Raw genomic sequence first — 16,509 nt, 5'->3', positions numbered from 1 at the left:
AGGCAAGACACGATGATCCCGCTGTATTTACTACGTGTACGCCATACCGGGCATCGTTATTGCAATTTGGCCAGGGGCATTCAAGGCCTTCGGGGGCTGCGAAGATATTCGCGTGTGGTTCGTTGTTCTTTGCTTCTTCTAATGTTCTGCTATTATTTTTCATATTATCTATATATCTAACCGAGACGTTCAATACCCCTGAACTCGTATAGAAGAGTACGGGATAGCATCTCGTCACTTTTTCACGTCCGCTGCAACGGACGTGATTTCAAACTTCAGTAATCACCTGCGCATTCTGTTCGTATTTCCTGACATACAATTCGAGAGAATCGCCTTTCTGAACGCTCAGATTCTCTCTTACATTCTTGGGTATTGTCACTTTTCCTCCATTAGTCAGGGTTACCGTACAACGCTTCGTTATCGCCTGATTGGCTCTTTCAGCCATATTATGCTTAAGAGTGGGATGGGTAAAAACCTATCGTTTAGATTACATATTTTTGCAAATACAAAACCTTCTCTGGAACCCTGTTCTGACCTCAAATACCCCCGTGAAACGTCGCTAACTACAGATGGTTCTCGAGAATTTGCATTCGAGAATTTGTTCGCGGTTAGTATTCACACAGGGGCTTGTTTCTGGAATAATCTATTCAGAATGGATTGGCATTCAATTATCCAACCACTGTGCTTATATCGGTGGCTAAAGAAAGCACAGATAGAAGTCGTGAATCGCCTGATTTCGGGGGGTTACTCCCGTCCTTGGCAATTCAGCCATCAATATAGGACGCGTGGGCCGCTCTGCCACCCCACCTCACCTATCGCTTCCGCACACGCTCAAAAAGGGTTGTCGGTCTACGCGCGCTCGAGTCCGCCGTCCTCGCCGACCCGAAGCCCCAGTTTGCCCACGAGCGCCGCGGTCGCCTCCGCACTCGGCCGACCGGCCGCGCGTCGTGCCTCGAGGCCGGCGATGGTCTCACGGAGTCCGGCCGGCGTCCGGATCGTCGGCAGCATCGGTGCGAACCCGACGCCGAGGCCGGCGTCGGCCCCTCGTCGAGCCAGCGTCGACAGTTCGGGCGGCGTGTGGGCGTCGGTGAAGTCGATCGGCTCGGAAAAGCCCGCGAAGTAGACGCTGCCGCCGGTCGAGGGGCCAAGGACGACGTCGTCCCGGCGCAGCGACATCGCCGCGCCGTCGATTTCCGTCCGGTTGACCAGCGGTGCCGTCGGTTCGAGGACGCCGACGCTCTGGGCCCCCTCCTGCTCGAGCAGGTGAGTGACCGTGTTGCCCACGCGAGCCGAACGGCTCGAGCCGACCTGTCGCTCGAACCGGACCGCGGCGTCCTCGCCGAGGTCCTCGACGACCAGCGCCCGGACCTCGGCCTCGAGGTCGCCGTCGGCGTGGGTCTCGGGGAGGGTCCCGGCGTCACGGTAATTGACCAGGAGGTCGCCCCCGCTCGAGGCGACGGCCCGGCAGACATCGGCGACGGCGGCTTCGTAGAGGGACGTGGCCTCGGAGTCGGTCAGCGGCGACTGGTCGGCGAGCGCGGACAGGACGAGTCCGTCCCGCGGCGGGTCGACCGGAACGACGACGATCATGGCCGGTACTCCACGGTCGCGGTCCTTGAACGCGGCGCTTCCCGAGGGTGGGTACCGGCGTCGAAAGACCACGAATTATAGTGGGGGAGTGCGTGCGAGTCGGTATGGACGAACGTTCGATCGCTGGACTGGTCGCGACGGCCGTCATCGCCGCGCTGGCGGTCTTCGGTCTGTACGGGTTCGGAACCGGCTATCTGATCGACTCGCCCGGCGAGTACCTCGCGCCGTCGATGGGCGTCCTCGCCGTCGCCGTCGTCGCCGTCGGCGCGCTGATCGCCTCGGGCATCGGCTCGGGCCGCTGGCGCGAGAACCCCTACTGGTAGCGCCGCTCGATCACCGCCGCTTCCTTACCGTTCCTGTCGCCCCTTCGTCTGCCGATAGTCCGACGCCATCAGCTCGACGAACGCCTCGAGCCAGTTCTGGGTCTGCTCGGCGGTCTGCTCGCGGGGCTCGATCATCGGGACGAGTTCGAAGCCCCGACCCCGGATCCGCCGCGCGTGAGCGTCCGGGAACCCGAGGTCCGCCGCGGGCGTCGTGGTGTACTCGCGGCCGAGTTCCGAGAGCGCGCGCTCGCCGACCGGAATCAGGATCTCGGGGTTTATCATCCGGATCTCGGCGCTGAGATACGGCTCGCAGGTGTCGATCTCCGCGTCGGTCGGTCGGCGGTCGGGGTCGCGACAGCGCGTGAGATGCGTCACGTAGACGTTCTCGAGGGCGGGCGCGTCGGCCGGCGAGTCGACGGCACAGAGGCCGAGTCGCTCGAGCATCCGTCGGAGCCCACCGTCGCCGTCGCTCCCGCCTGCGCCGGCGAAGGGGACGCCGACCTCGTCGGCCCGTGTGGTCGGCCGCTCGCCGACGAACAGGAAGTCCGCAGCCACGTCGCCGTAGCCGTGGACGACCCGCTCGCGCGTCTCACAGAGCGCCGGACAGTTCCGGCAGTCCTCGTCCATGCCGTAGGGGTTCGCTCGAGACCGTTGATTCGCGTCCACAGTGGCCCCTCGAGGCGGATCGACAAAAGCGCCGCGCCGAGCGATCGGCCGCGATCGCCGCTGTCCGCTCAGCGGCCGAGGCCGCCGCGCTCGTTGACCTCGAGAATGAACTTGACGTTGCGGACGATCTCCTCGGGCGAGGTCTCTTCGTCCTCGTCGTAGAGGTCGCTGGTCCGGTAGAGGATGTTCGCGAGCTGTTTGCTCTCGCTGGTCTCGCCGCGGACGTCGTCGGCGATCTCCCGCAGCCGCTCCACGCGTTCGGGGTCGGGCTCGAACTCGTCAGCCCCGGCGTCGTCCGCCTCACTGCCGTCGGTCATCGGTCGGGGGAGGCGGCCTCGTTGCGCCGGCTCTGGGAGATCGCCTGTCGGTGGACGATCCCGGTGTTGTTGGCGACGTTCTCGGTGATGGTCCGGACGGCGTCGCTGGTCGCGTCGTCGTCTTTCAGCACCGTCGGCTTGCCGCCGTCGCCGCCCTCGCGGACGGCCGGATCGAGCGGGATCGAACCGAGGAACGGCAGTTCGTGTTCCTCGGCGAAGTCCTCGCCGCCGCCGGAGCCGAAGATATCGTGTTCGCCGCCACAATCGGGACAGGCGAACGTCGACATGTTCTCGGCGATCCCCAACACGACGGTGTCGTGTTTGGCGAACATCTCGAGGCCCTTGCGGGCGTCGTCCAGCGCGACGTCCTGGGGCGTCGTGACGATGACCGCGCCGGTGACGGGCATGGTCTGGAGCATCGTCAGTTGGGTGTCGCCGGTCCCCGGCGGGAGGTCGACGACGAGGTAGTCGAGATGGCCCCACTCGACGTCTTCCGTGAGTTGGGTGATGACCTTGTGGACCATCGGACCGCGCCAGATGACGGGGTCGTCCTCGCCGGTCAGGAATGCCATGCTCATCAGCTTCACGCCGTACTTCTCGGGCGGGACGAGCGTCTCGTCCTCGGTGGCCATCGGCGGCTCGTCGGCGTCGACCATCCGCGGCACGTTCGGCCCGTAGACGTCGGCGTCGAAGAGGCCGACTCGAGCGCCGAGTTGCGAGAGTCCGGCCGCGAGGTTGACCGCGACGGTCGACTTGCCGACGCCACCTTTCCCGGAGGCGACGGCGATGACGTTCTTGACGTTCGGCAGCACCTGATCCTCGCTCGTGAGGTCGTCGCGGTCCGGGACGCTGGCGGTCAGGTCCGGCTCGAGGCCCTCGGCGGTCAGGACCTCGCGTACCTCGGCGGCGATGTCGCTCTCGCTCGGGGAGTAGGGAGCGCCGAGTGCGAGATCGATCGCGACCTCGTCGCCGTCGACCGTGATGTCGTTGACCAGTCCGAGCGACACGATATCGTCGCCGAGTTCCGGATCCTCGACCGTCCGGAGGCGGTCGCGAACGGCGGCTTCGTCCATGTCGGTAGGTTCGTCCGACGGTCGAAAAGGGTTGTGTTCACCGGAAGCGGCCGTCGCCGCCGGGTCGAGGGAGCGACGGCGACGTGGAGCGGTGGATCGCGAACGGGTCGCTTACTCTCGCATCGCCTCAAACCAGTCGACGGCGAAGTCGACGAGTGGACGCTGTTCGAGCAGTTTTGCGTCGCCAACACCCACCTCGCCGGTTTCGAACGCGTCCGGGTGGGCACGTTCGAAGGCCTCGCCGCAGTCCGGGAAGTCGCCGTCGTCGATATCGAGGTCCGCCCACTCGATCCACTCGCGTTCGCCGTCGACGACCACTGCGCTGGCGTGGCTCGTCTGCTCGAGGTCGACGTCGGCGCGATACTCGGCGAGGTGGAGCGAGGTGTTCGTCGCGTGGGTGGTGCCGAGAAACAGGACCCGGCCCTCGAGCTCGTAGAGCCGGGCGAGCGGCGACGATTCGCCGAGCGAGTCGTCGTACGGGTGCTCCCCGGTAACGAACTCGGCGTCGGCACCCCACGCGGCGAAGGAGTGTTGTGGGTGGGCGCTCCGGCGGACGCCGGGATACGAGCGGAAGCATTCGGCGATAGCGCCCATCCCCTGGGTCGGCGTCACGGCGGGTCGGTACGGCGGCATTTCCTCGCGGATCGTCTCGTACCAGGCGTCGGGCACCGGCGGGTGTCCCATGTTCGTGGGGTCCCTGTTGCCGGGCGAGTGCGTCGGCATCACGAGGGTACCGTCTTCGCCGATCACGCGCTGGAGGGCGTCGACTACGGCGGGGGCGCCGCCACAGACCCACCCCAGGGCGGACAGCGAGCCGTGGACCAGCACCGTCTCCCCCGCCGTCACGCCGAGATCGCGTAGATCCGTCGTCAGCGACTCGACCGTAATCGGCTCCGACGATCGCGCTTCGGGAAGCGGATCGCTCATGGATCGACGTGATCGGGTCGCGACATAAGTTTCGTGGCGGGACGGCCCTCGGGCGCGCCGTTCGACGCGGTCACCGCATGAAGTCGAACCGCGGCCCGCCGTAGGTCGGCGGCTCGGGCTCGAGTTCGACCCCCTGCTCGTAGCGGACGAAGTTCAGATAGAACGGGCGGCCACAGCCCGCGACCGGCTCGCCCTCGAGGTCGGTGACGGGGCCGTCCTCGCCGCAGACGAACTCGATCCCGTCGGCCGATTCGCGGTCGGGATCGTCCGGGCTCGCGTACTCCCAGCCCGGCTGGCGGACTTTGGTGACCGACCGGTCGGCCAGATCCGGCGGCCGCTCGAGGCTGACCATGGCGTTGCAGTGGGGACAGGTGTAGCGGACGGTGACGGTCATGGGGCGGGCTAGGGGCTGAGGCAACCTATACCGTTCGCCGGTGGCCGATATCGGTTCCGAACGGTTTCCCCGCTCGCGCTCCGATGCTCTGCTATGACCGAGTTCGACCCCGAGAAGTTCGAGGAAAAGTACGTCTACTACTTCGAGGAACTCGAGGCGGCCTACTCCGAGGCCTACCAGCAGCTTCACGGCCGGTACGACTCGACGATCCTCAAAGCGATCGACCGACAGGTGTTGAGCGAGAGCGAGCCGTTCTACGAAGGGAACGGTGAGTTCCGCGTCGAACTCCCGGAGAACCCGCGGGAGCGAGTCGGGCCGGCCGCCGACCACGAGCAGTTCGACGTCGTCCTCGAGACGCTCGTCGATCGGATCGAAGCCGAGCTGCGGAATCAGTTCGAGTTCGACGAGACCGAGTGACGGCGGGGCGAGCATCCAACTGAGAGTACCCGGAACACCTTTGCCGCTCACGGAAAACCGTGTAGGTATGATCGACGAGACGGCCGAGGAGATCCGGGAGATGCAGACCCACAGTTCCTCGGTGGTTGCGGTCCGTGCCGCCCAGGCCCTAGCAGAGTTGACCGAGCGCGAGTTCGCCACCGTCGAGGAGTACGTCCGCGCCCTCGAGCGCAACGGCTCCGTGCTGCGGGGGGCAAACCCCTCCCATGCCTCCCTGCAAAACGCCGTTCGGGACGTCGTCGACGCCGTGACCGACGCCGACCCGGACGACGTCGCGGCGGCCCAGCGCCTCACCAGCGAGCGGATCGACGCGGTCGTCTCGCGGATCGAGTCCGGCAAGCAACTGGCCGCCGAAAACGCCGTCGACGTCCTCGAAGACGGCGCGACGCTTTTGGTCCACGACTACTCCTCGACGGTCCAGGCGGCCCTCGAGCAAGCGACCGACGCGGGCAAGACCTTCGAGGTGTACGTCACCGAGGCCCGACCGCGGTATCTCGGACGCAAGACCGCGCGGGAACTGGCCGCCATGGACGGCGTCGACGCGACGCTGATAACCGACGGCGCACACGGGATCTACCTCGAGGAGTGTGACCGGGTCGTCGTCGGCATGGACTGTATCGTCGACGAGACGCTGTATAACCGGGTCGGGACCTTCCCGCTCGCGTCGACGGCCGACCGGCTCGACGTGCCGGTCACCGTCCTCGGGGCGTCCTCGAAGATCGTCGCCGAGGGGTTCGTCTTCGAGAACGAACACCGGCCCGGCAGCGAGGTAATGGCCGAACCAGCCGACGGGTTCGCCGTCGAGAACCCCGCCTACGACGCGACCCCGGTCGACTTACTCGAGAGCGTCGTCACCGACGAGGGCCGCCAGCAGTTCTGAGTCCGGACCACGTCGCCTCGCCCCCGGTACTACTCCCGCCAGAACCGTCGGTACAGCTGGTAGTCGTCACGGTGTGACAATAGCCTATGTCTTTCCTTGTCATACACCCCGTATGCGTCTCATACAGGTCTTCGTGCCGCAGGGCGAGTTGGATCTCGTCCTCGAGACGGCGGACGAAGCCGGTGTCGATTACAGCGTCTCCCGGGATACGGACCGCGGCGAGTTCGAGGCCGTCGTCTCGATTCCGCTTTCGCCGTCAGGTGTCGAACCGCTGCTGTCCGATCTCCGAGACGCGGGCCTCGACGAACGGTCGTACACGGTCGTCACGGCGGCCGAGGTGATCGTTTCGAGTCGAACCGACGCCGTCTCCGGGTCGGCTTCCGGGACGCGGATCTCCCGGGAAGAACTCCGGGCACGAGCGGCCGACCTCGCGCCCGCGGCGTCGACGTACTTCAGCCTGCTCGTCGTGAGTACGGCGATCGCGACGGCGGGACTGTTGCTGGACTCGGCGGCGACGATCATCGGCGCAATGGTCGTCGCCCCGCTGATGGGGCCCGCACTCGCGGCGAGCGTCGGCGTGATCGTCGACGACGAGTCGCTCGCGACGCGCGGCGTCGTCCTGCAGGGGGCCGGGCTGGTCGTCGCGATCGCGACGGCGGCGCTGATCGGGTGGGCACTCAGGGGGACGGTGTTGCTTCCGCCGGGACTCGACATTACGACGGTGCCCCAGATCCACGAGCGGATCACGCCGGATGTCCTCGCGTTGTTTCTCGCGCTGGGCTCGGGCGTGGCCGCCGTCGTCAGCCTCACTCGGAACGTCGGCTCGGTCCTCGTCGGCGTTGCGATCGCCGTCGCGCTCGTTCCCCCCGCCGCCACCGCGGGGCTCGGAATCGCCTGGGGGAACCCGGAAGTCGTCGTCACCGCCGGAACGCTCGTTCTCGTGAACATGCTCTCGATCAACCTCACGGCGCTGTTGCTGCTGTGGGCGTCCGGCTACCGACCGCACCGGGCCGCGGACATCGAGCGCGTCTACGGTCGCCTTCGCTCCCGAATCGTCGTCCTCCTCGTGGCGATCGTCGTTCTCTCCGTCGTCCTCGGCGGCGTCACGTACGGGACGTACCGCACTGCCGCCGTCGAACACGATGCGAAGACCGAACTCGAGGCGATGAGCGACGAGGGGCAGACGGACGGGACTGGCCTGTTCTTCCGTGAGAGCGACGTCGACTACGAACTCATCGACGTCTACACCGGCGATCGGCCCGTCATCACCGTTCTCGTCGAACGACCACCGGGTGAGCGGCTCCCGGGCGATTTCGCCGACGACGTCCGCGACCGGCTGGAGGCGGCGGTCGGCGTCGATCTCGAGGTCGTCGTTGAACTGGTCGATACGCAGCGAAGCGGCTGAGGGTCCTACTCGCGCTCCCCGAACGTCCGCGGCGAGCCTTCGGTCGGGGCCGCCCATGCGACGGCGTTGCGTAGGACGCGCTGAACCGTCTCGTTCTCGTAGATCGGATACGTCTCGTGGCCCGGCCGGAAGTAGAAGATCCGGCCGTTTCCTCGTCGGTAACAGCAGCCGCTGCGAAACACCTCCCCGCCTGCGAACCAGCTGACGAACACCAGCCGCTCGGGTTCGGGGACGTCGAACGGCTCGCCGTACATCTCCGTCTCGGGGAGGGCGATCGATTCCGCGAGGCCGTCGGCGATCGGGTGGCCGGGATCGACGACCCAGAGCCGCTCCGTTTCGCCGTCCTCGCGATACTGTAAGTGACAGGACGTTCCCATGAGCCGTGTGAACGGCTTCGAGTAGTGAGCCGAGTGCAACGGAACGAACCCCATCCCCTCGAGGACCTGGTCCCGAACCCGCTCGGCGACGCCGTCCGCGACCTCGTCGTGGGCCTCGTGGCCCCACCACAGGAGGACGTCCGTCGTCTCGAGGACGTCCGCGGTGAGCCCGTGGTCGGGTTCGTCGAGCGTCGCGGTCCGGACATCGTGGTCGGCGGCGAGGGCCTCGGCGATCGTCTCGTGGATGCCATCGGGGTAGACCGCCGCGGCGTCGCTGTCCTCCCGTTCGTGGCGGTACTCGTTCCAGACGGTGACTGCGACCATGACCGGGCGGTCGGGGCTCGAGTCCTTAGCACGCTCGGTCAGTGCGCTGACTGGCCATCCGAAAGATGCCATTTATTCACCGAATGGAGAAATTCACGCAAAAATAATATAGCAAAACCCGAAGTGCAAAACGCTCACACGCATTAATCGGTCATAACCCTTATTTTGGTCGCCGACCGCTTCTGCCTATGGAACGGGATCGAACACAAGCGACATCGAAACGGCACCTTTCTCACTGCGAGCCGTTCGCCGATGCGACGGGATCGGGGGTTGGACGATGATCGGCGGCGGAATCGGGGTTGGCGTCGTCGGTCTCGGCGGGATGGGGACCCTCCACGCGCGCAGCGTCCGCGACCTCGGTGCTGAGGTCGTCGCCGGCGCGGACCTCGTCCCCGAGCAGCGCGACCGCTTCGCCGAGGAGTTCGGCGCACGGACCTACGAGACCCACGACGACCTCCTCGAGGACGAAGCGGTCGACGCCGTCATCGTGACGACGCCCAACCGGTTCCACGAACCCATCGCCGTCGCGGCCCTCGAGGCCGACTGCGACGTCCTCGTCGAGAAACCGCTCGCACACACCCTCGAGAGCGCGGAACGGATCGCCGAAGCGGCCGCCCGCGCGGACGGGATCTGCATGGTCGGCTTTCACAACCGCCACGCCGCATCGATGGCCATGTTCGACGAACAACACGCCCGCGGTCGGTTCGGCGATCTTACCCACGTCGAGGCCGACTACGTCCGCCGGCGCGGCGTCCCCGGTCCCGGCTCGTGGTTTACCGATTCCGAACTCGCCGGCGGCGGTGCCCTTCTCGACATCGGCGTTCACGCGCTCGATCTCGCGCTCTACGCGCTCGATTTCCCCGACATCGCCGAGGTCAGCGGCGTCACCCGGACCACGTTCGGGACCAGCGAGGAGTACGCCGACCCCGAGGGCTTCGGCGACAACTGGGACGCCGAGGCCGAGACCTACGAGGTCGACGACTCCGTCAGCGCCTTCATCCGGACCGACGACGGGCGAACCATCTCGCTCGAGGCCGCGTGGGCGACCAACCGCGAGGAGAGCATGGACTTCAAAGTCCGCGGCACGGCGGCGGGCGCCCAGTTCGACATCGGCGACACGAACCTGCGGATCCTCGAGTCCGGTACCGCCGGTGCCGACCACTACACCGACGTGGACATGACCGGCGATTCGGCGATGACCGGCTACGCCGAACAGGACGCACAGTTCCTCGATGCCGTCTCGTCGGGGACGACGCCGGAGTCGAACACCGTCGAGGAGGCCCTGACCGTCCAGCGGGTCATCGACGCCATCTATCGCTCGAGCGAGTCCGGACGGTCGGTGACGCTTGCGGAGTCGACGCTGACGGACGCCGAGATCGAGCGGGCAACGCGGCTGGAGTGATCGGTTCGATCGTTCTGCGGTCCGATTTCGGCGGGTAGAATCGTCCGTCAGTCGGACGCTTGTTTCGAGAGGCGACGACAGCCGCGTCGCGAAACGACACCGGTCTTCGAACGGCCCCCGAGACGAGTCGCTCGAGAGCCGACGCTCCGCGCCGGTAAAAACAGGAAAACCGCCCGTTTCGCCCGGATTAGAGGACGTCGTCGAAGTCGTGGTGGCCGTGGATGTCGACGCCCTCGTCGGTGATCTCACAGAGGAAGACGCCGTTGCCGGAGCCGGTGTCGCGCTCGACGGCGGACTTGATGCCGCGTGCGGCGACGGTCTTGGCTTCCTCGGTGGACATGTCCGGTTCGTAGGCCTGCTCTAAGTGCCCGTAGGCGAGTTGCATCCCGCTCCCAGTGACGGTGTAGTCGTCTTCCATGACGCCGCCGGCGGGGTCGATGCTGTAGACGTGGCTGCCCTCGTCGTCGACGCCGCCCAGAATCGGGTGGATGGCGAAGAACGGGCCGCCGCGGGCGAAGTTGCCCGCAAGCGTCGCCAGCGCCTCGATGCTCATGTTCTCGCCGCGGCGGGCCTCGTAGAGGTTGACCTCGGCCCGAAGCGTCGAGATAAAGGACTGGGCACCGCCGACGGAGCCGACGAGCGTTAACGCGGCGGTCGGGTGGATCTGTTCGACCTTCTGGACGTTCTTGTTCGAGACGAACCGCCCGCCGAGGCTGGCGCGCATGTCCGTCGCGATGACGACGCCGTCGGCGGTCGAGATACCGATCGTCGTCGTTCCCGTCTTGTTGACGTTCTCGAGGTCGGCCTGCGTGAGATCGTTCTCGGGGAGGGAGCCGACCTCGGGCTCGTAGGGGTTCGGATCGTCGGCCAACTGCTCGACCGTCCGGGAGAAATCGGAGTCGTTCGTGGGCGTATGCATTGACCGACATCTACGGCCGGGACGATATAAAACACCGGCGGTCACAACCGTCGTTTCCGCTTCCGACGACGGGTCGAGCCGACGCGTGTCGGACACCGGCGACGGGCCCCGCTCGAAGACGGACGCCATGATCGTCGCGGTCGTCCACGACAGCTGGAACTGTCAGATCGACGTGCGTCACGCCGGCGCGGTGTCGGGCGAGTGCTGGCCGATCGGGATGTCGACATCGATCTCGTCGTACCAGACGACCGGCCGCTTTGCGCGCCCGTTCTCCTCGAGGTCGACGAGGCCGTAGTCGGCGAGTTCGGTGACGTTGTCGGTCACCTCCGGCGGGTGACGGTCGACGATCCGGGCGAGTTCACGGATGCTCTCGGGTTCGTGATCAGCGATCGCCTCGAGCAGTTCGAGGTTCGTTGGTCGGAAGATCCGGCCGAACGTCTCGAGATCCTCGACAGAGAGCGTCGACGGCTTCGGGTCGACACTCTCGCCGGCATCGAGTGCTGCAAGCGTGTCCTCGAGGTCGCTGCGATCGGACGACGAGTTGATTCGGACGTGGAGTGTTCGGGTCATGGGTTTAGGGGGTAGGTCAGTCACCAGTCGGTTCGCTTGTCGAACGGAAGTGCTGCACGCCAGGCGCGATACAGCGTCTGTAGTCCCGGGTAGTCGGTCTCGAATACCCGTGATCCGAGATGCAGTTCGTGGACGCCGTGGTGGTTGTCGAACCGGATGATCGGGTCGTCAGCGCCGGCGTCACCGTAGTGGAAGGCATATTTGATGCCGTCCGGGAACTTCTCCGACTCAGGGACCGCGAGTATGCGGACGCGGGCGACAGTACCGTCCGCGTAGGCTTCGACCTCGTCGCGAACGACAGTAACGTCCTCGCTCATCCCTGTATGTTAGTATGGATCCTTACATAATAAGTGTTAGGTTGGAAACTAACATAGCCTCGGCCCTCCGAGCCGACGACGTTCACCGCCCCGTGAACTTCGGAATTGTAAGTTAGTTCAAAAGGGTAGCGCCCGTCACCTCCAGTTGCCATGTCAACGACAACTGATCGCGACCGGCGAGAGATTGAGAGCGACCTCGGGCAGGAAGTCCCGCCCGAAGAGCCAACGCGGGCCACGTTAGAGATCGGTTACGGTCCCGATGGCGGCCGGACGATCTCGATCAACTCGGCCAGAAAGAGTGGACGCTCGAGTTCAACGACGAGGGAGAGTGCGTCGATTGCGACCCGCCGGCGCGGCTGCTGCCCAGTTGGCTGAACGACACGATGGAACTGGTCCGCGGAGAACTCTGAGAGAACGATGTCACTCGTCGACCATCGGAGCGTCGATCGGTTCGAACTCGGAGGCGTCGAGATCGTCTTCCAGATAGACCCCACCTTTGTCAGTAAGGCGGTAGAGGGCGCAATCGAGCCGTTCAGGAAGTCTGTACTCGACGAGTTTGCGACAGCGATCGCCGGCGTCGCCACAACTGATGTCGATCCGGGGATGTCCCCGTCACGGGAAGTGCGCGAGGCGTCACGTTCCCCTCGTCAGTCACCAGTTCCACGATCCGATCGTCGGCAGGCGACCACAGCCACTTCGCCGGCTGACGCAGATCTCGCGTAATCGGGTACGAATCTCGACACCTGGTCGAGGCTGCTCTCCTCGACACGCGAGCGGCCAGTCAGGGGCCGATACCGACTGCTCTTCGTCGGAGTGTTCGCGAAAACGAGCGACTCGAGTCGGGTCCTTAGCGTTGCGTCGATTCGTACGCCCCCTCGACGGTCTCGATGAGGCGGTGGATCGGGAGGGTGAGGCCGGCCTGTCGGGCGGCGATCGCGAGCGGCATCGCGACGATGCCGATCACGATACAGAGCTGGTACAGTGCGAACAGCGTCGCGTGGTACGCGCGGGATATCATCAGCGTTCGTCAGTCCCCAGACGGAGTCCCTATATAAGCCTTTGTGAAAATAGAGAATCCTAATGATAGTAAATGGGCTATCGGGTCGACGCCTGCTTGCGATTCAACTACAGTTTCTGCAGGCCCAACTCGAGGCGTACTCGGATCGATCTACGGGTATGTCGGGGGGAATCGATCGGGGGATTTCCCGTAACTTATGCGAATAATGCGATTCACGTGCGCACGGTCGGCCGAAGCCGAGCGGCAGCCGTCGACGCTCGACCTCGCCCCGAGCGAGTCGCCCGCCGACCCCCTCCGAACGGCCGCGGATAGCGACGCCGACGAACCGCAAGACAGGAAACCCCCCGGAACGACCACCACGTATGGGCAATTATCTCGTCGCGATGGAAGCGGCATGGCTCGTTCGTGACGTCGAGCAGATCGACGACGCGATCGGCGTCGCCGTCAGCGAAGCCGGGAAGCGACTCAACAGCGAAGACATGGACTACGTCGAGGTCGAGGTCGGCGCGACGGGCTGTCCCGCCTGTGGCGAACCCTTCGACTCGGCCTTTATCGCGGCCGACACCGCCTTGGTCGGACTCGCACTCGAGATGGAAGTGTTCAACGCCGACGGCGAGGAACACGCCTCCCGAATCGCGAAAAGCGAGGTCGGCGGCGCGTTGCGGGACGTGCCGCTGTCGGTCGTCGACATCGCCGAAGTCCCCGACGACGACGAGTAGCGACTCGCGACGCGGTGCCGAGGGACCCAAAGCTCTTTCTATAACCCGCAGTTATTGTTCCGTATGGAGCTTCCGACGCCCGCCGACCTGCGCCAACGTCGTACCGACCTCGGACTCACCCAGAGCGAACTCGCCGAGACGGCCGACGTCTCCCAGCCGCTGATCGCCCGCATCGAGGGCGGCGACGTCGACCCGCGGCTGTCGACGCTCCGACGGATCGTCAACGCGCTGGAGACGGCCGAGCACGACGTCATCCGCGCCGCGGACCTGATGAACGAGGCAGTCGTCAGCGTCTCGCCCGACGACCCGGTCAGCGAGGCCGCCCAGCGAATGGAGAAGGAGGCCTACTCCCAGCTGGCGGTCATTCAGGACGGGATTCCGGTCGGTTCGATCAGTCAGAGCGACCTCGTCCACCTCGACTCCGAGGACCGCGACGAACCGATCGAGGAACACATGAGCGAGAGCTTCCCGACCGTCTCGAAAGACGCCACGTTGGACGAGATCAGTAACCTGCTCGAGCATTACAAGGCCGTGATGATCACCGAGGCCGGCGAGACCGTCGGGATCATCACCGAGGCCGACGTCGCCGCTCGCCTCTCCTGACGGCCTCCTCGAGTCCGCTATCGTTCGATCTCCGGCCGCCGTCCGGCTGCAACGAACACCGACCTCCGGGAGCTTCAGTCCCCGTCACGGCTCCGGACGGCTCGGAATCGGCGTGTGATATTTCCAGTCGGATCCGCTACATTCAAGCGGGAAGATGGATCACTACGACCGGCTGCTCGTGGGCATGTTCGCGTCCCTGCTCCTCGGGGCCGTCCTCGGGCTGTATCTGGCCATCGACGTTCGGTACGGCCTCCTCGCGGGCGCGCTGCTATCGACCGGATTCCTCTGGGATGCGATCGTTCGTCGCCCGCCGGTGCCGACGGCAGAGCCCCGATACACGGCGGCGATCGTCCTCTGGCACGGCGCCGTACTCGCCGCGCTCGTCGCCGGCGTGTAGTCCCGGCCCGCAGGATCGACGGGACCGATTTAAGCGACGCGGCCGCGTTTGCTGATTCATGTACGATTCCATTCTCGTTCCGACCGACGGCAGCGATCACGCGGCTCGAGTCGCCGGTCACGCGCTGGGGCTCGCGCGGTGGTTCGACGCGACGGTCCACGTCGTCAGCGTCGTCGACGTGAGCGCTGCGGGCGGCGTCTTCGACGCCGGCGGCGTCAGCCCGGCGTTCGTCGAGCGCCTCGAGGACGAAGCGGCGGCCGCGGTCGAACGAATCGAGACGATGACCGACACCGATCGGGTTCGGTCGGCGGTCCTGAATGGCAGCCCGGCAGCGACGATCCTCGAGTACGTCGGGGAACACGACATCGATCTCATCGCGATGGGGACTCACGGCCGAACGGGCGTGAACCGCTATCTCACCGGCAGCGTCACCGAACGCGTCGTCCGTCAGTCGGACGTGCCGGTGATGACCGCCCGCGTGACCGAGCGAAGCGAGTGGGCCGGTGGCTACGACGAGATACTGTTGCCGACCGACGGCAGCGAGCCGGCCGCCGCCGCGGTCGACCACGCGCTCGCGATCGCGACGCGGGCGGACGCGACGGTCCACGTCGTCAGCGTCGTCGACGTCAGCACCGTCGCGGGCAGGCCGAGCATCATGGCCCCCAACGATATCCTCGCCCAGTTCGAGTCCGACGCGGAAACCGCGGTCGAAACGGTCGCCACGGCGGTGCGGGATGCGGGACTCGACGTCGAGACGCACGTCCAAAAGGACATCCCGTCGCAGGGTCTCCTCGAGTACGTCGATGACCACGACATCGACCTCGTCGCGATGGGGACCCACGGTCGGACCGGCTTCGATCGAGTCCTCCTGGGGAGTACGACGGAACGGTTCGTCAGACGCGCGCCCGTCCCGGTTCTCGCGGTCCGGCCCGCCGCCGGTTCGGAACCGAACTGATCGCCCTTCTGACACCCAGGTCAAACGGCCGACGTTCGGTCGCGGCGTACTCGCGATCGGATATACGTGACGCTCCTAAGAGCGGATTACCGGACTCAGTACGATACTTCGAACTCTCAATACGAGGCTGCACGAGCCGAAAGGGTGTCGTCGTCCTGGTGGTCGCCGAAACGATCCCCGCCCTTATTCCACGACCGAGGCGTTGATCGGAAACGGAGGTTACGATGGATCGAGAGTCACTTTCACTGACGGACGACGAGGAGTCGACGCGACGAAAGTTCATGAAACAGAGCGCTGCAGCGACGGCCGGGATGGCGCTCGTCGGCGCGGGGTCGGGCACGGCGACCGCACAGGACGACGGTATCCTCGACAGCCCCGACGAATCGTGGGGCGGGCTCATCTTCGCCAACAACTTCCACCCCGAGGCACGGTTCGCCATCGTCTCCGGCGTCGTCGAGTGGGCCCCTAACTACGGAGACGTACAGGACAGCTGGTTCACGGATTACAACACCTACCAGATCCGGTGGCTCAACACCGGCGAAGTCGTGTCGCTGTTCGTTTCAGAGGACACCAACCTCGGCCAGTACAACGAGGAGCTCGGGTACATCCCGGAACCGGAGGAAGGACAGAACTGGCCGCAGGTGTTCGAGATGAACCAGGAGTGGACGCCGTTCAGCGACAACCAGCAGCTCATCACGGTCAACGCGAACCCCATCAGCGACGAGGTCGCGGAGTCGATCCTCGCGAGCGACGACTGGTGGCGATCCGACGCCACGAACGGCGGCAATTAACGGATCGCGATCGGTGGTCGCTCGGCGCGTCGATCAACCGTCCCCGGCGATCGGCCGCTCTTTTTCGTCCGCACGCCACGACGATA

Annotated in this window: 23 protein-coding genes; 11 read left to right on the top strand and 12 right to left on the bottom strand. The window is 65.5% G+C overall.

Going from position 1 to position 16,509, the window contains the following annotated elements; translation table 11 throughout:
• Positions 1-268: 268 nt before the first annotated feature.
• Both ACSBP4_RS14450 and ACSBP4_RS14445 read right to left on the bottom strand, forming a co-directional pair.
• Positions 269-445, bottom strand: a complete 177-nt coding sequence (locus ACSBP4_RS14450) for an AbrB/MazE/SpoVT family DNA-binding domain-containing protein (protein ID WP_435552601.1) — start codon at positions 443-445, stop codon at positions 269-271.
• Between the two features lie 404 nt (positions 446-849).
• Entirely contained in the window at positions 850-1,590 is a 741-nt protein-coding gene (locus ACSBP4_RS14445; RefSeq protein WP_435552600.1) for a hypothetical protein, read from the bottom strand.
• Positions 1,591-1,694: 104 nt separating this feature from the next.
• Between ACSBP4_RS14445 and ACSBP4_RS14440 the strand changes: the two genes are divergently transcribed.
• Entirely contained in the window at positions 1,695-1,913 is a 219-nt protein-coding gene (locus ACSBP4_RS14440) for a hypothetical protein (RefSeq protein ID WP_435552599.1), read from the top strand.
• 24 nt (positions 1,914-1,937) lie between these two features.
• On the opposite strand, the gene ACSBP4_RS14435 is transcribed toward ACSBP4_RS14440, so the two are convergent.
• The 5 genes from ACSBP4_RS14435 to ACSBP4_RS14415 all read right to left on the bottom strand — a co-directional run bounded on the left by ACSBP4_RS14435 (position 1,938) and on the right by ACSBP4_RS14415 (position 5,290).
• Positions 1,938-2,540, bottom strand: a complete 603-nt coding sequence (locus ACSBP4_RS14435) for a uracil-DNA glycosylase (protein ID WP_435552630.1) — start codon at positions 2,538-2,540, stop codon at positions 1,938-1,940.
• 107 nt (positions 2,541-2,647) lie between these two features.
• Entirely contained in the window at positions 2,648-2,896 is a 249-nt protein-coding gene (locus ACSBP4_RS14430; protein ID WP_435552598.1) for a hypothetical protein, read from the bottom strand.
• A complete protein-coding gene (locus ACSBP4_RS14425; protein ID WP_049964448.1) occupies positions 2,893-3,969 on the bottom strand; it encodes an Mrp/NBP35 family ATP-binding protein in 1,077 nt (358 codons plus the stop codon). The genes ACSBP4_RS14430 and ACSBP4_RS14425 overlap by 4 nt, the downstream gene beginning before the upstream one ends.
• A gap of 111 nt (positions 3,970-4,080) precedes the next feature.
• The gene (locus tag ACSBP4_RS14420) at positions 4,081-4,896 is read right to left on the bottom strand and encodes an aminoglycoside N(3)-acetyltransferase (RefSeq protein ID WP_435552597.1); all 816 of its coding nucleotides are present in this window, start codon (positions 4,894-4,896) and stop codon (positions 4,081-4,083) included.
• A 70-nt stretch (positions 4,897-4,966) separates the two neighbouring features.
• Positions 4,967-5,290: a hypothetical protein gene (locus ACSBP4_RS14415; RefSeq protein ID WP_049964446.1), complete on the bottom strand. Its 324-nt coding sequence runs from the start codon at positions 5,288-5,290 to the stop codon at positions 4,967-4,969.
• 93 nt (positions 5,291-5,383) lie between these two features.
• Between ACSBP4_RS14415 and ACSBP4_RS14410 the strand changes: the two genes are divergently transcribed.
• The 3 genes from ACSBP4_RS14410 (at position 5,384) to ACSBP4_RS14400 (ending at position 8,031) form a co-directional block, all read left to right on the top strand.
• Positions 5,384-5,707: a DUF5783 family protein gene (locus ACSBP4_RS14410; RefSeq protein WP_049964445.1), complete on the top strand. Its 324-nt coding sequence runs from the start codon at positions 5,384-5,386 to the stop codon at positions 5,705-5,707.
• 67 nt (positions 5,708-5,774) lie between these two features.
• A complete protein-coding gene (locus tag ACSBP4_RS14405; protein WP_373630756.1) occupies positions 5,775-6,626 on the top strand; it encodes a translation initiation factor eIF-2B in 852 nt (283 codons plus the stop codon).
• Positions 6,627-6,738: 112 nt separating this feature from the next.
• Positions 6,739-8,031 carry a TIGR00341 family protein gene (locus ACSBP4_RS14400; protein WP_435552596.1) on the top strand — a complete coding sequence of 431 codons (1,293 nt, stop codon included), beginning with the start codon at positions 6,739-6,741 and terminating at the stop codon, positions 8,029-8,031.
• A 5-nt stretch (positions 8,032-8,036) separates the two neighbouring features.
• On the opposite strand, the gene ACSBP4_RS14395 is transcribed toward ACSBP4_RS14400, so the two are convergent.
• Positions 8,037-8,732: a ThuA domain-containing protein gene (locus ACSBP4_RS14395; RefSeq protein ID WP_435552629.1), complete on the bottom strand. Its 696-nt coding sequence runs from the start codon at positions 8,730-8,732 to the stop codon at positions 8,037-8,039.
• 277 nt (positions 8,733-9,009) lie between these two features.
• Here ACSBP4_RS14395 and ACSBP4_RS14390 point away from each other — a divergent pair, with 277 nt between their 5' ends.
• Positions 9,010-10,134: a Gfo/Idh/MocA family protein gene (locus ACSBP4_RS14390; protein WP_049964441.1), complete on the top strand. Its 1,125-nt coding sequence runs from the start codon at positions 9,010-9,012 to the stop codon at positions 10,132-10,134.
• A 187-nt stretch (positions 10,135-10,321) separates the two neighbouring features.
• Here the strand turns inward: ACSBP4_RS14390 and psmB are convergent, their stop codons facing one another.
• The 3 genes from psmB to ACSBP4_RS14375 all read right to left on the bottom strand — a co-directional run bounded on the left by psmB (position 10,322) and on the right by ACSBP4_RS14375 (position 11,940).
• Positions 10,322-11,053: an archaeal proteasome endopeptidase complex subunit beta gene (psmB, locus tag ACSBP4_RS14385; RefSeq protein WP_006648939.1), complete on the bottom strand. Its 732-nt coding sequence runs from the start codon at positions 11,051-11,053 to the stop codon at positions 10,322-10,324.
• 177 nt (positions 11,054-11,230) lie between these two features.
• The gene (locus ACSBP4_RS14380) at positions 11,231-11,623 is read right to left on the bottom strand and encodes a helix-turn-helix domain-containing protein (protein WP_006648937.1); all 393 of its coding nucleotides are present in this window, start codon (positions 11,621-11,623) and stop codon (positions 11,231-11,233) included.
• Positions 11,624-11,643: 20 nt separating this feature from the next.
• Positions 11,644-11,940: a toxin-antitoxin system TumE family protein gene (locus ACSBP4_RS14375; protein ID WP_435552595.1), complete on the bottom strand. Its 297-nt coding sequence runs from the start codon at positions 11,938-11,940 to the stop codon at positions 11,644-11,646.
• A 417-nt stretch (positions 11,941-12,357) separates the two neighbouring features.
• On the opposite strand from ACSBP4_RS14375, the gene ACSBP4_RS14370 reads away from it, so the two are divergent.
• The gene (locus ACSBP4_RS14370) at positions 12,358-12,663 is read left to right on the top strand and encodes a hypothetical protein (RefSeq protein WP_172704531.1); all 306 of its coding nucleotides are present in this window, start codon (positions 12,358-12,360) and stop codon (positions 12,661-12,663) included.
• Positions 12,664-12,787: 124 nt separating this feature from the next.
• Here ACSBP4_RS14370 and ACSBP4_RS14365 read toward each other — a convergent pair whose 3' ends face one another.
• Complete coding sequence (locus ACSBP4_RS14365) at positions 12,788-12,958, bottom strand: hypothetical protein (RefSeq protein WP_006181765.1); 171 nt, start codon at positions 12,956-12,958, stop codon at positions 12,788-12,790.
• A 362-nt stretch (positions 12,959-13,320) separates the two neighbouring features.
• Here ACSBP4_RS14365 and ACSBP4_RS14360 point away from each other — a divergent pair, with 362 nt between their 5' ends.
• The 5 genes from ACSBP4_RS14360 (at position 13,321) to ACSBP4_RS14340 (ending at position 16,423) form a co-directional block, all read left to right on the top strand.
• A complete protein-coding gene (locus tag ACSBP4_RS14360) occupies positions 13,321-13,677 on the top strand; it encodes a DUF555 domain-containing protein (RefSeq protein WP_006181764.1) in 357 nt (118 codons plus the stop codon).
• 63 nt (positions 13,678-13,740) lie between these two features.
• Positions 13,741-14,280: a CBS domain-containing protein gene (locus ACSBP4_RS14355; RefSeq protein ID WP_006648935.1), complete on the top strand. Its 540-nt coding sequence runs from the start codon at positions 13,741-13,743 to the stop codon at positions 14,278-14,280.
• Positions 14,281-14,434: 154 nt separating this feature from the next.
• Entirely contained in the window at positions 14,435-14,677 is a 243-nt protein-coding gene (locus ACSBP4_RS14350; RefSeq protein ID WP_006181762.1) for a hypothetical protein, read from the top strand.
• 58 nt (positions 14,678-14,735) lie between these two features.
• Positions 14,736-15,632 carry a universal stress protein gene (locus tag ACSBP4_RS14345; RefSeq protein WP_435552594.1) on the top strand — a complete coding sequence of 299 codons (897 nt, stop codon included), beginning with the start codon at positions 14,736-14,738 and terminating at the stop codon, positions 15,630-15,632.
• Between the two features lie 224 nt (positions 15,633-15,856).
• Positions 15,857-16,423 (top strand): twin-arginine translocation signal domain-containing protein, encoded by a 567-nt coding sequence (locus tag ACSBP4_RS14340; protein WP_049964435.1) that lies wholly within the window; start codon positions 15,857-15,859, stop codon positions 16,421-16,423.
• Positions 16,424-16,509 lie beyond the last annotated feature (86 nt).

Source organism: Natrinema sp. CGMCC1.2065 (assembly GCF_051225675.1).
Lineage (GTDB): Archaea > Halobacteriota > Halobacteria > Halobacteriales > Natrialbaceae > Natrinema > Natrinema thermotolerans.
Note: the sequence above shows the minus strand (reverse complement) of the source record. Positions and strands in the feature narration are given on the sequence as shown.

Coding starts and splice junctions, on each gene's coding strand:
- ACSBP4_RS14450 (WP_435552601.1), bottom strand. CDS start 445: ATGGCTGAAAGAGCCAATCAGGCGATAACGAAGCGTTGTACGGTAACC.
- ACSBP4_RS14445 (WP_435552600.1), bottom strand. CDS start 1,590: ATGATCGTCGTCGTTCCGGTCGACCCGCCGCGGGACGGACTCGTCCTG.
- ACSBP4_RS14440 (WP_435552599.1), top strand. CDS start 1,695: ATGGACGAACGTTCGATCGCTGGACTGGTCGCGACGGCCGTCATCGCC.
- ACSBP4_RS14435 (WP_435552630.1), bottom strand. CDS start 2,540: ATGGACGAGGACTGCCGGAACTGTCCGGCGCTCTGTGAGACGCGCGAG.
- ACSBP4_RS14430 (WP_435552598.1), bottom strand. CDS start 2,896: ATGACCGACGGCAGTGAGGCGGACGACGCCGGGGCTGACGAGTTCGAG.
- ACSBP4_RS14425 (WP_049964448.1), bottom strand. CDS start 3,969: ATGGACGAAGCCGCCGTTCGCGACCGCCTCCGGACGGTCGAGGATCCG.
- ACSBP4_RS14420 (WP_435552597.1), bottom strand. CDS start 4,896: ATGAGCGATCCGCTTCCCGAAGCGCGATCGTCGGAGCCGATTACGGTC.
- ACSBP4_RS14415 (WP_049964446.1), bottom strand. CDS start 5,290: ATGACCGTCACCGTCCGCTACACCTGTCCCCACTGCAACGCCATGGTC.
- ACSBP4_RS14410 (WP_049964445.1), top strand. CDS start 5,384: ATGACCGAGTTCGACCCCGAGAAGTTCGAGGAAAAGTACGTCTACTAC.
- ACSBP4_RS14405 (WP_373630756.1), top strand. CDS start 5,775: ATGATCGACGAGACGGCCGAGGAGATCCGGGAGATGCAGACCCACAGT.
- ACSBP4_RS14400 (WP_435552596.1), top strand. CDS start 6,739: ATGCGTCTCATACAGGTCTTCGTGCCGCAGGGCGAGTTGGATCTCGTC.
- ACSBP4_RS14395 (WP_435552629.1), bottom strand. CDS start 8,732: ATGGTCGCAGTCACCGTCTGGAACGAGTACCGCCACGAACGGGAGGAC.
- ACSBP4_RS14390 (WP_049964441.1), top strand. CDS start 9,010: ATGATCGGCGGCGGAATCGGGGTTGGCGTCGTCGGTCTCGGCGGGATG.
- psmB (WP_006648939.1), bottom strand. CDS start 11,053: ATGCATACGCCCACGAACGACTCCGATTTCTCCCGGACGGTCGAGCAG.
- ACSBP4_RS14380 (WP_006648937.1), bottom strand. CDS start 11,623: ATGACCCGAACACTCCACGTCCGAATCAACTCGTCGTCCGATCGCAGC.
- ACSBP4_RS14375 (WP_435552595.1), bottom strand. CDS start 11,940: ATGAGCGAGGACGTTACTGTCGTTCGCGACGAGGTCGAAGCCTACGCG.
- ACSBP4_RS14370 (WP_172704531.1), top strand. CDS start 12,358: ATGTCACTCGTCGACCATCGGAGCGTCGATCGGTTCGAACTCGGAGGC.
- ACSBP4_RS14365 (WP_006181765.1), bottom strand. CDS start 12,958: ATGATATCCCGCGCGTACCACGCGACGCTGTTCGCACTGTACCAGCTC.
- ACSBP4_RS14360 (WP_006181764.1), top strand. CDS start 13,321: ATGGGCAATTATCTCGTCGCGATGGAAGCGGCATGGCTCGTTCGTGAC.
- ACSBP4_RS14355 (WP_006648935.1), top strand. CDS start 13,741: ATGGAGCTTCCGACGCCCGCCGACCTGCGCCAACGTCGTACCGACCTC.
- ACSBP4_RS14350 (WP_006181762.1), top strand. CDS start 14,435: ATGGATCACTACGACCGGCTGCTCGTGGGCATGTTCGCGTCCCTGCTC.
- ACSBP4_RS14345 (WP_435552594.1), top strand. CDS start 14,736: ATGTACGATTCCATTCTCGTTCCGACCGACGGCAGCGATCACGCGGCT.
- ACSBP4_RS14340 (WP_049964435.1), top strand. CDS start 15,857: ATGGATCGAGAGTCACTTTCACTGACGGACGACGAGGAGTCGACGCGA.